This is a genomic window from Streptomyces sp. NPDC050704 (assembly GCF_040654355.1).
Lineage (GTDB): Bacteria > Actinomycetota > Actinomycetes > Streptomycetales > Streptomycetaceae > Streptomyces.
In genome coordinates, this window is sequence record NZ_JBFAHW010000018.1 from 41,281 (window position 1) to 53,290 (window position 12,010).

Consider the following 12,010-nt stretch of genomic DNA (forward strand, 5'->3'; position numbering starts at 1 on the left):
CCGTCGTCCCCGCCGGCAGCAAAGGACCACCATCGTGACCATCACAGAAGTCACCCCACAGCCCACGGACGCGGAGCGCTTCGGTCACATCCTCGCCGTTCAGCGCGCCGCCTACCGCCGCGACGGAGCGCCCTCACTCGCGGCGCGGCGCAGCGACCTGAGCAGGTTCAAGGCGGCCCTGATCGCCCGGCGGAGCGCCATCGAGGAGGCGATCAACGCCGACTTCGGAAACCGCTCGCGCCACGAGACCGCGATGATGGAGCTCGGGGGAGTCGTCCAGGGCATCGACTACCTTCAGCGCAATCTCCGTCGTTTCATGCGCCCGACCGGCCGCCACACCGCCTGGCACATGCGTTTCGGCACCAACCGCATCGAGTACCAGCCGCTCGGAGTGGTCGGGGTCATCTCACCGTGGAACTATCCCGTCAACCTGTCGCTGATGCCGGTCGTCACGGCGATAGCCGCCGGCAACCGCGTCATGCTCAAGCCGTCGAAGTTCACCCCGGCTACGAACACCGTGCTCGCGTCGATACTGAGCGAGCTCTTCCCACCGGAGCAGGTCACGATGGTCAGCGGCGACGGTGCCGCGTTCTCCTCCCTGCCCTTCGACCATCTCGTCTTCACCGGCAGCACAGAGGTCGGACGAGCCGTGATGAAGGCGGCGAGCGAGCACCTCGTCCCCGTCACGCTGGAACTGGGCGGCAAGTCCCCGACCATCGTCGCCAAGGGACACGTAACCGACCGGACCGTGTCCGACATCGTCTTCGGCAAACTCCTCAGCGGTGGGCAGACCTGCATAGCCCCCGACTACGCCCTGGTGCACGAATCCGAGATCGACACCTTCGTCGACAGCTACGACCGCCTGGTGAAGACCGCCTACCCCGACGGTCCGACCAGCGAGGACTACACCTCGATCGTCAACGACAAGCAGTACGCGATCCTCACCGACCTGATCGAGGACGCCCGCAGTCACGGGGCACGGATCATCGAGGTCGGTCACCGGCCGGGCGAGGCCGCCCACCGCCCGCACACCCTCGCACCGACCGTCGTGCTCGGCGTCACCGACGACATGCGGATCGCCCACGAGGAGATCTTCGGTCCCATCCTGCCGATCTTCCCCTACCGCGACATCGACGAGGCCATCGACTACGTCAACGCACGACCACGACCGCTCGCGCTCTACTACTTCGGCAGCAACGACACCGCCCAGCGTAAGGTCCTCGACCGCACAACCTCCGGCAACGTCACCGTCAACGGCACCATCATGCACGTCGGGCAGGACGACCTACCCTTCGGCGGCGTCGGCGCGAGCGGGATGGGTCAGTACCACGGGATCGAGGGGTTCCGGACGCTCAGCCATCCCAAAGGCATCTTCGTGCAAGGCCGCTTCAACGCCGTCCGCCTCCTCTATCCCCCCTTCAACAAGCGCACCGACGCTCTCCTCAACTTCTTCCTTCGATGACCGGCGGCTTCCGCCGACCGCCGACACTCGGCCGAGTAGGGCGCAATGCGCCCGGCGCGCTCACGCGGAGAGGCCACCGGCGGCCTCCCGCCGCACGGTCTCGGCGACGCTGGAAAGTGCAGCGCCGAGGTGGCGGCGCTGTGCAGCGGTGAGAGGGTCGAACACGAGTCGGCGCACCTGTGCGACGTGCCCCGGCGCGCTGTCGACCACCTTCTCTCGACCGCTGTCGGTCAGCGTGGCCAGGGTGTAGCGACCGTCGCTCGGGTCCATTCGGCGAACGATCCACTCGCGCGCCTCGAAGCGGTCCATCAGCTTCGACAGCCGCGGGAGAGTGCTGTCGCAGTCCCGGGCCAGTTCACTGAACCGCATGGTGGCCTCAGGCGCCATCGACAACCGGGCGAGCACGCTGTATTCGAAGTTCGAGATGCCCGCGTCGCGCTGCAACTGCCGGTCCAGGGCCGCAGGCAATGCGATCACGACGGTGAGAAGGTCCTGCCAGAGTTCCTGCTGCTCGGTGTCGAGCCACGGTGACGGTTCATCCATGTGACCCATCCTACTTGCCCAGGCAAGAGACATCTGTTGCCTGGGCAAGTCAATGCGGTCTACCTTGTGAGTTGCCCAGGCAAGTCAAGCGTGGCCTCAAGGAGCCCTCTGTGATCAAGCTCAGCATCTTCCTGACCCGGCGGGCAGACCTCACCCACGAGGAGTTCGTGGAGTACTGGACCCAGAAGCACACCCCGCTGCTCTCGCGCCTGCCCGCCGGAGAGGTCCCGGTCCGGCGCTACGTCCAACTCCTGCCCACCGACGACGAGATCCCCGGCATAAGCACCGCCGTCCACGACGGTGTCGCCGAGGTGTGGGTCGACGACATCGCCGACGCTGCCCGCTGGTTCACCTCCGACACCTACACCACGACCGTCGCCACGGACGAGGAGAACTTCCTCGACCGCTCCCAGACCCGCTTCCTCTACGCCACCGAGAGCGCGATCTTCGGCTGAGCGCCGACGTTGTGCCCACGTCGGTGACACCGGAGTCCCGGGCGACCTGACGATCGGGCCGCCAGGTCCACGCGCGCATCCGTCCGGCAAGGAGCGACACGCCATGACCATCTTCCACGCCCCCGACATCCCGGCCGGGGCCTACGACGATCACCTCGCCCGGGTCCTGCCCCGGGCCCGCGAACAGCGGTACTGGGTCCCTGCCGATGGGGCACTGCCGAGCCTGTTCATCAGCCACGGAGCGCCCTTCACCCTCGACGATCCGCAGTGGCTCGACGAACTGTTCAGCTGGGCGCAGTCCCTGCCCAAACCGGAAGCCATCGTGATCATCTCGGCGCACTGGGAGGACGCACCGGCCGCGATCTCGGGCGCGGCGGCGGGTACCCCGCTCCACTACGACTTCAGCGGCTTCCACCCCCGCTACAAGACCCTGCCTTACGCGACCCCGGACGCGACCGCCCTCGCCCGTCGGCTCGTGGCCACGCTCAGTCCGGCGACCACGGTGCACGAGCGCCCTGACAGAGGCCTCGACCATGGTGCGTTCATCCCCCTCATGGCCATGTATCCCGCGGCTGACGTTCCGGTCGTCCAGCTGTCGATGCCCAGCCTCGATCCCGCTGCGTTGCTCGCGTTCGGGGCACGTCTGCGATCCCTGCGCGAGGAAGGCATCCTGGTCATCGGCTCGGGCTTCATGACCCACAGCTTCGCGGTCTTCCGTCGTCCGGACCTCGCCGCACACACCAGGGCCTTCGACGAGTGGGCCGTCGACGCACTCGGGCGAGGCGATGTCGATGCCCTCACCGACTACCGGCGCAAGGCGCCCGGAGCCTCGGTCGCCCACCCGACGGCCGACCACTACGTGCCTCTACTGGCCGCGGTCGGCGCCGCCGGCGACCCCGGCAGCGCCACCAGCGCGATCGACCGCATGATCATGGGCAACTCCACCCGGTCGGTGCAAATGAACTGAGGGCCGGACCGCCCGGGGCCGACCCCGCCCCCGGGCCAGTCGCTCGGGCAGGCCGAGTTGGTCACTCGGCCTGTACGCGACGGATCCGGACCGATCCGAAGTGGGCGGACCAGCTCACGGACGCGGATCGCCGGGCGCTGTCACGGCTGTTCTGGACCCATGTGAATCCGTACGGCAGATGCGAGCAGGACATGAACAGCCGCCTCGACCTGGGCTCCGGTCCTGGCCGGAGCCCAGGCAGCGTGCGTGAGCGTCACCAGCAGGAGCTCATTGTTTGGGTGACTTTCGATGCGGACGACGGCTATCTGCCGTAGACGCTTTTGTCTCACGATCTTGTCCCTTGGGCGCGGTGTCGCCAGGCAGCTCGTCCTCCGTCCACATCAACGTTCGGGGAAGGTCCGGATGGGCGTCCGTGGCCTCCCACTCCTCATCACCCGGCAGTATGGCGATCCAAGGGCGCGGCGAGGCGAGTAGGTTCCCGACGAAATCGAGAACCGACGACAAAGTTTCCCCGGGAAGTTCCGCGTCGGACGAGTAGGGGCTCTCGATGTCCCACGAGCCCAGCTTTCCCGTTCTGGTGTCAACGAGGAGCATGCTGACGCTCAGAGCGGCTATGGGCACGATGAAGGGTTTATCGGTTTCGCTCAGGTTGCAGTCGTCCGTCATGGCGAAACGCAGCCATGATGCGCGCTTCTTGAGAATGTCTTCGGTGCTGAGCAGCGTGAAGCCAGGAGGGATGATCGTGGTGGTGCCGGAGCCGTCGTGGCGGAGCAGGGAACGTTCCACGTCCTCCGGTAGGCGTACCCCGAGCTGGTCATGAAGTTGTTGGATGTCCGAGGGAGTGCACGGCCCTGGTAAAGCAGGCTCGTTTGGTGCATGCCGGACCATCCACTGTTCGATCTTCTCCCAGGACTCTTCAACCGGCATGTTCCACTCCTCCGTTGTCGCGGATGACGGTCACGGGAGCTGACACCGCTGGGAACTCCGTGGACCAGGACGAGTTGGCCGTTGGCCGGGCCGTACGCGAAGACGGTGCGGTGGGCGGTGATGCCGGGGGACGCCGGGGCTCGCGCGCAACTCGTCACCGAGGTGGTCGGGCAGCGGGACGGCCAGATCCCAGACACTTGTGCCCGGACCACTGTTAATCGCGAGCGGTGTTGCGGAGATCTCGCAAAGTGGAACCGAGCGCACGCAGTGCAGGCGTCGCGGCGGTGAGTGCGGCACGGTCGTCGGCAGGCAGTGCGGCCAGGGCCTCGGCGAACAGGGCAGCCCAGGCATTCTCGATCCGTGCCATCCCATGCTGGGCGTCCAGCGTCGGGTACAGCTGAACGGCTCGACGGTCCTGCGGATCGGTCTCGCGGCGGATCAAGCCCTGGGCGACCAAGCCCCGCACGGTCGTGCTGGCGTTGCTTCCGTGTAGCCCGAGTTCGCGGGCGAGTGCACCCGTTCCTGTGCCCGGAGAATCCAACACATAGCGCAGGACCTCCAGGTCCGACGGCGGTAGCGGAAGCAGTCCCGCCTCGTCGACCCCTCGCAGCCGCAGGACTCGAGCGAGGGCGTAGATGGCGGGGGTCAGCTGCCCGGCTTCGCGCAGCAGCGCATGGTCGTGGTCGTGGAGTTCGGCATCACCGTTGGTCACCCTCCCATCCTAGCTTTCCTATAGCTATATATTTATAGTTATCGCGCTGCTGTCCCCTCCTTCCCCGGAGCGCCCATGACCTCCCATGCCCCCACCCCAGTCGGCCGGTCGGCGCCGAAGCCGGCGCCCCCGTCTCCGCCGGGCCGCCTTACCGCGACCCTGGCGCTGCTGTCCTTCGTGATCCCACTGTCCACGGACATGTACCTCCCGGGCTTTCCGGCCATGGCCCGGGATCTGGCCACGGACGCCGCCGGCGTCCAACTCACCCTCACCGCCTTCCTCTTCGGGCTCGCCGCCGGCCAGCTCGTACTGGGTCCCCTCTCCGACCGGTACGGACGCCGTAAACCGATCCTCATAGGAACCGGCATCTGCACATTGGTCACGGCGCTGTGTGCCGTCGCTCCGTCGCTCGAGCTCCTGATCGGCCTGCGGTTCCTCATGGGGTTCAGCGGGGCCGCAGGTGTAGTCGTCGGCCGGGCCGTGGTCTCAGACGTCGCGTCCGGCACGGCCGCCGCGAGGATCTTCGGCATGCTGATGGCCCTGGGCGGCATCGCCCCCATCGTGGCGCCGCTGGCCGGCGGGGCAATAGTGAACGGCTCCGGCGGCTGGCGCACGGTCTTCTTGGTATTGGCCGGCGCCACCGCGCTCATGTTCCTGGCCGCGTTATTCCTTGTTCCGGAGAGTCTGCCTGCCGAACACCGACACGCCGGCGGCATCGGCGTCACACTCAAGGCCGCCGTCTCGGTCCTGACCGACCGCTTCTACCTCGGCTACACACTTGCCTTCTGCTTCGCCAGTGCCACCCTGTTCTGCTATATCGCCGCTTCCCCCTTCCTGCTGCAAAACGTTCTGGGATTCAGCGTCGGCGAGGCATCCATGGCCTTCTCCGTCGGCGCCCTCACCGCCACGGTCTCCAGTGCCGCCGCGACCCGCCTCGTGAGCCGGTACGGCTCTCGGCTTCTGCTGAAGACCGGACTGGCCGTGCTACTGGTGTCGAGCACTGTCGCCCTGCTCGTCACCGCCACGGGAAACCTCGACCGGGTGTGGGCCCTGGGTCTGGTCGGCATCGGCTTCCTCGGCCTCGGGCAGGTCTTCGCCACCGCCACCGCACTCGCCCTCGAACGCGTGCCGCACGCGGCTGGTACCGGTTCGGCAGTGCTCGGCACACTGCAAAGCGTCCTCGGCGCGGCCGTCGCTCCCCTGATGGGCGTCGCGGGCGGCCACAGCGTCATGCCGCTCTTCCTCGGCATGACCGGCTGTGCGCTGATTGCCACGCTCGCACTGGGGTTGACCAGGCAAGAACCACAACTGGCACGACAGAAGCGATAGCCGCACAAGACGGCTGACAGCCGACCTATGAACGAGCCACGCAGGCAGACGGCTCTCGCTGCACCAGGCGTTCACCCGGTCAGCCCGACGAGGCTTCCCAGCGCCTCCCGGTTTGCCTGAGGCGGCTTTGGCGCCGCGCTCACGGCGGAAGAGACATCACGCCGACCCCGCGCGTGACCACCGACCTGGTGCACGAAGGAAACGTGCACCAGGTCCATCCGTCACTGGCCGAAAGAGCAGGAGGACGTCCGCTTCCGTGCAGGTCAGAGCGGGTTCACCGCCACGAACGAACTGTCCTGGCGGGACTGTTCGTGGGTCTCGGCCACCGCCTGGGCCTGAGCAGCACCCTTGCTGACCTGGGCCGGAGGATTGGCGGCTTCGGAATGCTTCCCTCCAGTTCCCTCGATTTCCCCCGAGTTCCCGGCCAAGTGTGCAATGGATGTGCAACGGGCACTGCGGCGGCGGGGGCGGGATGAGGCGGCCGGAGGATGCCGACAGGCCTCGTCCTGCCCGTCGGCGTGGGCTTGATCCCGACGCTTGGGTGCGGCCCCTGTGTGCCCTCGTGGTCGCAGGGGTCGCAGCCTATGTGTCGTACGTGCATCAGCGGGACTTCGCGTCGCAAGGTGGAGCCGATGCGGTGACGTCTGCATTGTGGCCGCTGTCCGTGGACGGGCTGTTGTTACTGGCCACTGCTGGATTGTTGAAGCCCGCTGAGGGGTGTGGTCGTCGGTCGCGGTACGTCGTGTGGGTGGCTTTTCTGCTGGGCATTGCGGTCTCCTTGGCGGCGAATATCGCGGCAGCCGCCGAGCTGACGTGGAAGCCGGTTCTCGTGGCCGGCTGGCCACCGGTCGCGCTCTTGCTGTCCGTCGAGCTCCTGGTGCTTCGGCCGACACGACGCGGGGGCGCCGACCTTGCGCATGAAGAGGATGCTGCCGATTTGGCGGAGGACGACAGGGAGCCGTTGCTGGAACGTGCTCGGCAACTGGATGCTCGGCATCGAGACGAACATCAGAGGCCGGTATCCGCGGAAACACTGCGGAAGGAACTGCATGTTGGTGCTCAGCGGTCGAGGAGGCTGGTCGCTCAGGTGCGTCAATCCGAAGAAGGGGGGCACTTCGCTGCCCGTGCGTTCGGCGGAAAGTAATCGAGCGCCGACACGGGTAGAGTGGGCAGTTCAGCGGGTCAACTGTCTCCGTAGACCACCCGTGTCTGCAGATTAGCGAGCGGCCTCGTACTTCTCGATGACATTGCGGGGCACCCGGCCGCGGGCGTTGATCTCAATGCCCTGGCTCTTGGCCCATTCGCGTACCTTGATGGGATCTGGCCCGCCGGCCGGCTTGCTACCGCTGCGACGGCGAGACGAGCTGGCGCCGGACTTGCGACCAACCTTCAGGAAGGGCGCCAGAGCATCCAGCAGCTGCTGATGACTGTCGGGGTTCAGGTCGACCTCATAGCTGACGCCGTCCAGGCTGAAAGTGTGCGTGGCGATGTCCTCGCCCTCGGAGCCACTCAGGTCATCAGTGAAGATAGTGACGGTGCGCTGGACCATGGTAATCACCTTTTTCGGTCAGAGAGGATGAACCTAATAGTTCCGCAAGATACACCCGGCCATCCTTCCCTTGATGCATCTTCGGGAAAGTCCACTTTCTAACGGCTTGTAGCCGACTAGCGTGCCGGTCAACTCGTAACAAACCGAGTAGCTATCGCTTGATGTCTCCTCGGCCTTGCCGTGCAAAAGCGGTTCGGTACTTATTAAGGGCCAACGACTTCGACCGCGACGAAGAAGGGGGGGGCGCCTGAGGCCAAGCGAGGTCGCCTCCCGCCGGGCCATGCGGCGTGAGCGTCCCGATGCCCTGTTCTCCAAGGGTAGTTACGTCTCGGTCCCGGTCGGTATCGCCGCGTGGCTGTGCAGGGTCCCGATCGTGATCCATGAATCGGACCACTCGCTCGGCCTCGCCAACAAGATCCTCGCCCGCATGGCCGCCCGAGTCTGCTTGTCCGTCACCGCTCCCGTTGGCACTCCGCGTTGGCTAGCTCCTTGCCCCTGAAGATGTCGTTGGTGCCGTTGCGTTGGCCTATGGGGAGAGCTGGTCCGGGCTGTCGGCGGCCGCGACAGTTGAGCTGGGTCGTCGGCGGCCGGGGGTGGTGGCGATGTTGCGTGTCGCGGGAGTACAGGACACGTGGTGGGAGGTGCTGCCGGAGCAAGCCCGGCAGCTACCGGTCGAGCTGGCCCAGATCGATGCGTACCTGGACGACGAGCGATTCATCGCCCCGTGGCGGGAAGTGTTCGCCGACCGGCTGGGGCGACCGTCGGTTCCGGTCGAGACGCTGCTGCGGCTGCTGTATCTCAAACACCGCTACCAGCTCGGGTACGAGACGCTGTGCCGTGAGGTTACGGACTCGCTGAGCTGGCGCCGGTTCTGCCGGATCCCGTTGACCTCCCCGGTGCCGCACCCGACCACATTGGTCAAACTGATGAGCCGCGGCAGCGCACAGACCGTGGAACAACTCAACGCCGCATTGCTGGGCAAGCTGGTCGAGGACAAGCTGATGCGGTGCCGCAAGCTGCGCGTCGACACCACCGTGATCGAGGCCGACATCGACCACCCCACGGACGCCGACCTATTGGAGCACGGCGTGCGCAAGCTGGGCCGGCTGGTGCGCCGGATCAAGGATGCGGGCGGTGCCAGGCGCACCCGCTTCCGTGATCGCAGCCGATCAGCAGGGCGTCGCTTGAAGGAGATCTCGCGCACCCTGCGAAGACGCACCGGCCAGGCGATGGGCGAGATCGACCGGCTCACCGGTGAGATCGCCACCATGGCGCGCGCGACACTGCGGGACGTGGCCACGGTGGAGCGCAACGCCCGCCGCGCTCTGGGAAAACGGCCTTCGGGACGCCTCGCGCGAGTGGTGGCGGAGCTGGCCGAGACCGCGGCCGGCACTCGCCGGCTGCTGGAACAGACCGCTTTGCGGCTGACGGGCATCCGCACCATCCCCGACCGGCTGGTCTCGTTAGCCGACCCCGATGCCCGGCCGATCCGCAAGGGCAAGCCCCAGCATCCCACTCAGTTCGGTTACACCGCCCTGGTCGCCGAGGATGAACGCTGCTTCGTCGTCGACCACCAGGTCAACCGCGGGAACCCGCCCGACGCACCGCAACTTGTGCCCTCGGTCGAGCGGGTGGCCACGCTGACTGGCCGACCGCCCGGCACCGTCGTCGCCGACCGCGGCTTCGGCACCGCCGCCAACGACCGGGCGCTAGCTGAACTCGGCGTCCAGCGGATCGGCCTCCAACGCAACGGAACACCGGGAAAAGCACGACGCGAGCACGAGCACACCCGCCCGTTCCGCCGGATGCGGAACTGGAGAGTCGGCATCGAAGCCCGCATCAGCCACCTCAAACGTAGCTTCGGCTTCCGCCGCATCCGGCTGCGCCGCCTGGCAGGCGCGCAGACCTGGGCCGGGCTCGGGATCTTCGCCTACAACCTCCACCGGATGACCGTCAGCGTCCGGTGAGGACGCAACTACCCCCGGCCCCGGCACAGGAGCGAGCCCGCAGCAACAGGCCTGCCACCAGGCCAAACCCTTTTTCAGGGGCAAGTAGCTAGAGTTCGACCACGAGTGGCTGAGCTGCACATACCCGAGGGGTACACCTCTACTACAGCCTCACTCCCCCAGAGAAGTCGGGATAGTCGTACGTCACGGCCCAACACTAGTTCGACGGCCGTGGCCCGGAGCGCGACGTGCCGAGCCGCCAATGGAGCAGCCCGCTCGGGTGCTGGCAGGCGTGGCGGTGGGTAGCTCTCGGGGATGGCGAAGAAGGCGAAGAAGAGGGCGGGTTCCCCCACCGGGCTGGCCCGCCTGACGAAGCAGAAAATGATTGAGGGTTTACCCGGGCCGGACGGTACACGGATCCGGTATGCGGTATCGGAGGAGGCCGACGCGGTCACCGCGCTGCTCAAGACAGCCGCCGACGGTCTCGAGACCGGCCACCTGGAAGCACTCGCCGCCGGGCAGTGCGGGACCTGGCTGCTGGACGGGCTCGCGGGCATCGACCTGATCGACCCGCTCGTGCGGGCGGCGTCGGTCGGCGACCTCCAGCCGGCGGCGGCCCTGATGTCCCTGCCGCTGGTCGCCCGGGACCGGGACGGACAGGTGGTCGGGGCGCTGCTGGCCGTCCCGTCCGGCACGGTCATCTCCATGGTCTCCCGGCTGCCGGGACACGAGCGGTACGCGCTGCTGTCCATGCTGAAGTACGCGAAGATCAAGGCGGTCGCAGTGCGGGAGGACGCCCGCGGGCGCGGGATCGGGGCCGCGCTGCTGAAGCGGTGCGTGCAGATGTACTGGCAGCTGGACTACATGCTGCTGTTCGGTGAGTTCGAGGCCGGGCGCGGTCTCGGGGCGTACTACACGCGGCAGGGCTTCACCGTGCTGCGGCCGGGGCAGGCGATCGACGTCGGTACCCTGCTGGCCGGCGTGCCGGTCCAGCTCGGTGCGGGGCCGGGCGAGACGTTCTTCCACCGGTGGCGCGGCCGCGTCAGGTGACCGGACCGATCGGCAGGCCTGACGGTGCCCGTCAGGAGCCTTGCGCGTCCCGCCTTCGCCACGCATCAGGGTTGGCTCCTCGCCACCGCTGCCGTTGTGCCTGCGTTGAATGACGCACCAGCCAAACGTGTAGGGCTTCGATGTCATGAGCCATCTCGGTCTGGGTCGGAACGAGCATGGAGTGGAACGTCGTGTCGTACCACCAGGAGAACGTGTCGCCGAACAGCCGCGCTACGTACTTCTTCTGCAGGGCACCGAGCTCGATCGCCAGCCAGAGCCGCTGGAACAGGTAGATGACTTGGTGGAGGTCGGACATCCCCGAGACGCCCAGCAACTCCCGCAGTTCCCGGTAGTCCTTGTCCGCATGCTGCTCGACCAGTTCGGCTGCGGCGTGCCGCGCGTGCATCATCTCCGCCCCGTGTAGTTCCCGATGCAGGTCAAAGGTGACGGTCAGCCGGTGCTGCCTGTCGGCCGACCGCCGAGTCAGGGAGGCTCCCACGAAGACACCGACAAGGCTTGCCACGACGCCGATGAGCGTTTCCATTCATCCCCCTGGAGCGGAAGCAAACTCCACGGTCCCACCGCAGCGTCCTGGGTGACGTCAAATCAAACCGACGGCCCAGACTCGGCCAGAAGGTGACTTCCAGCTTCACGCGGCCGTCCGACAAAGACATGAACGACCCGCGGATCGCGCTCAAAGCCGAGATCGTGTACGAGGCCCCTGCCGGGCTTCATCGGCGCGCTTGCGGCGGTCATCGCCTCTGTGGCCGGGGAGAACTGATGAGATCCTCCGCCTATAGGAGGCTGGTGCGACGGAGGAAGATCTGCATCCGGTCGTCGCGGAGGCTATCACCGAGTCGTATTTCACGGAGTGGGGCACCCGTGTCGACGGGCTCCGAGCCGATTTCACGGACGTGCAGTCGATAGACTTTTAGTTCTGAACACGCGGAATTCAGGGCCTGCTATAAAACGTATCGGCGGGTCGCCGACAGCGCTCTGGCGGCGGCCCGCACCTTATTCCGCACCCCGAATGCGAGGCCCTGATGAGCAGCCCCTGGCCGCCCCGGCAC

The 12,010-nt window shown here is 66.9% G+C and carries 13 protein-coding genes and 1 pseudogene; 8 read left to right on the forward strand and 6 right to left on the reverse strand.

Features of this window, described 5'->3' with window-relative positions; translation table 11 throughout:
- Positions 1-34: 34 nt before the first annotated feature.
- Positions 35-1,462, forward strand: a complete 1,428-nt coding sequence (locus AB0I18_RS13000; RefSeq protein WP_363105496.1) for a coniferyl aldehyde dehydrogenase — start codon at positions 35-37, stop codon at positions 1,460-1,462.
- 60 nt (positions 1,463-1,522) lie between these two features.
- Here AB0I18_RS13000 and AB0I18_RS13005 read toward each other — a convergent pair whose 3' ends face one another.
- On the reverse strand, positions 1,523-2,005 hold the full coding sequence (locus tag AB0I18_RS13005; RefSeq protein ID WP_363105497.1) for a MarR family winged helix-turn-helix transcriptional regulator: 483 nt from the start codon (positions 2,003-2,005) through the stop codon (positions 1,523-1,525).
- A 110-nt stretch (positions 2,006-2,115) separates the two neighbouring features.
- On the opposite strand from AB0I18_RS13005, the gene AB0I18_RS13010 reads away from it, so the two are divergent.
- Positions 2,116-2,460 (forward strand): EthD domain-containing protein, encoded by a 345-nt coding sequence (locus tag AB0I18_RS13010; RefSeq protein WP_363105498.1) that lies wholly within the window; start codon positions 2,116-2,118, stop codon positions 2,458-2,460.
- Between the two features lie 103 nt (positions 2,461-2,563).
- Positions 2,564-3,427 (forward strand): class III extradiol ring-cleavage dioxygenase, encoded by an 864-nt coding sequence (locus tag AB0I18_RS13015; protein ID WP_363105499.1) that lies wholly within the window; start codon positions 2,564-2,566, stop codon positions 3,425-3,427.
- A 267-nt stretch (positions 3,428-3,694) separates the two neighbouring features.
- Here AB0I18_RS13015 and AB0I18_RS13020 read toward each other — a convergent pair whose 3' ends face one another.
- The 3 genes and pseudogenes from AB0I18_RS13020 to AB0I18_RS13030 form a co-directional block, all read right to left on the reverse strand.
- Positions 3,695-4,354 carry an SMI1/KNR4 family protein gene (locus AB0I18_RS13020; RefSeq protein ID WP_363105500.1) on the reverse strand — a complete coding sequence of 220 codons (660 nt, stop codon included), beginning with the start codon at positions 4,352-4,354 and terminating at the stop codon, positions 3,695-3,697.
- A gap of 35 nt (positions 4,355-4,389) precedes the next feature.
- Positions 4,390-4,537, reverse strand: a pseudogene (locus AB0I18_RS13025) (NADPH:quinone reductase); the annotation flags it as partial.
- A 31-nt stretch (positions 4,538-4,568) separates the two neighbouring features.
- On the reverse strand, positions 4,569-5,066 hold the full coding sequence (locus AB0I18_RS13030) for a helix-turn-helix domain-containing protein (protein WP_363105501.1): 498 nt from the start codon (positions 5,064-5,066) through the stop codon (positions 4,569-4,571).
- A gap of 75 nt (positions 5,067-5,141) precedes the next feature.
- Between AB0I18_RS13030 and AB0I18_RS13035 the strand changes: the two genes are divergently transcribed.
- The gene (locus AB0I18_RS13035; RefSeq protein ID WP_363105502.1) at positions 5,142-6,395 is read left to right on the forward strand and encodes a multidrug effflux MFS transporter; all 1,254 of its coding nucleotides are present in this window, start codon (positions 5,142-5,144) and stop codon (positions 6,393-6,395) included.
- A gap of 472 nt (positions 6,396-6,867) precedes the next feature.
- On the forward strand, positions 6,868-7,539 hold the full coding sequence (locus AB0I18_RS13040; protein ID WP_363105503.1) for a DUF2637 domain-containing protein: 672 nt from the start codon (positions 6,868-6,870) through the stop codon (positions 7,537-7,539).
- Between the two features lie 72 nt (positions 7,540-7,611).
- Here AB0I18_RS13040 and AB0I18_RS13045 read toward each other — a convergent pair whose 3' ends face one another.
- Positions 7,612-7,944 carry an Lsr2 family protein gene (locus AB0I18_RS13045; protein WP_363105504.1) on the reverse strand — a complete coding sequence of 111 codons (333 nt, stop codon included), beginning with the start codon at positions 7,942-7,944 and terminating at the stop codon, positions 7,612-7,614.
- A gap of 175 nt (positions 7,945-8,119) precedes the next feature.
- Here AB0I18_RS13045 and AB0I18_RS13050 point away from each other — a divergent pair, with 175 nt between their 5' ends.
- The 3 genes from AB0I18_RS13050 (at position 8,120) to AB0I18_RS13060 (ending at position 10,940) form a co-directional block, all read left to right on the forward strand.
- Positions 8,120-8,443 (forward strand): glycosyltransferase, encoded by a 324-nt coding sequence (locus tag AB0I18_RS13050; RefSeq protein WP_363105505.1) that lies wholly within the window; start codon positions 8,120-8,122, stop codon positions 8,441-8,443.
- Positions 8,444-8,546: 103 nt separating this feature from the next.
- Positions 8,547-9,911, forward strand: coding sequence for an ISNCY family transposase (locus AB0I18_RS13055; RefSeq protein ID WP_363105506.1), 1,365 nt, complete (start codon positions 8,547-8,549; stop codon positions 9,909-9,911).
- Between the two features lie 360 nt (positions 9,912-10,271).
- Positions 10,272-10,940: a GNAT family N-acetyltransferase gene (locus AB0I18_RS13060; protein WP_363105507.1), complete on the forward strand. Its 669-nt coding sequence runs from the start codon at positions 10,272-10,274 to the stop codon at positions 10,938-10,940.
- Between the two features lie 31 nt (positions 10,941-10,971).
- Here AB0I18_RS13060 and AB0I18_RS13065 read toward each other — a convergent pair whose 3' ends face one another.
- Positions 10,972-11,484, reverse strand: a complete 513-nt coding sequence (locus tag AB0I18_RS13065; protein WP_363105508.1) for a hypothetical protein — start codon at positions 11,482-11,484, stop codon at positions 10,972-10,974.
- Positions 11,485-12,010 lie beyond the last annotated feature (526 nt).

Bases quoted from the DNA above. Each gene is read 5' to 3' on its own strand.
- AB0I18_RS13005 (WP_363105497.1), bottom strand. From the start codon at position 2,005: ATGGATGAACCGTCACCGTGGCTCGACACCGAGCAGCAGGAACTCTGG.
- AB0I18_RS13015 (WP_363105499.1), top strand. From the start codon at position 2,564: ATGACCATCTTCCACGCCCCCGACATCCCGGCCGGGGCCTACGACGAT.
- AB0I18_RS13020 (WP_363105500.1), bottom strand. From the start codon at position 4,354: ATGCCGGTTGAAGAGTCCTGGGAGAAGATCGAACAGTGGATGGTCCGG.
- AB0I18_RS13035 (WP_363105502.1), top strand. From the start codon at position 5,142: ATGACCTCCCATGCCCCCACCCCAGTCGGCCGGTCGGCGCCGAAGCCG.
- AB0I18_RS13040 (WP_363105503.1), top strand. From the start codon at position 6,868: ATGAGGCGGCCGGAGGATGCCGACAGGCCTCGTCCTGCCCGTCGGCGT.
- AB0I18_RS13045 (WP_363105504.1), bottom strand. From the start codon at position 7,944: ATGGTCCAGCGCACCGTCACTATCTTCACTGATGACCTGAGTGGCTCC.
- AB0I18_RS13055 (WP_363105506.1), top strand. From the start codon at position 8,547: ATGTTGCGTGTCGCGGGAGTACAGGACACGTGGTGGGAGGTGCTGCCG.
- AB0I18_RS13060 (WP_363105507.1), top strand. From the start codon at position 10,272: ATGATTGAGGGTTTACCCGGGCCGGACGGTACACGGATCCGGTATGCG.
- AB0I18_RS13065 (WP_363105508.1), bottom strand. From the start codon at position 11,484: ATGGAAACGCTCATCGGCGTCGTGGCAAGCCTTGTCGGTGTCTTCGTG.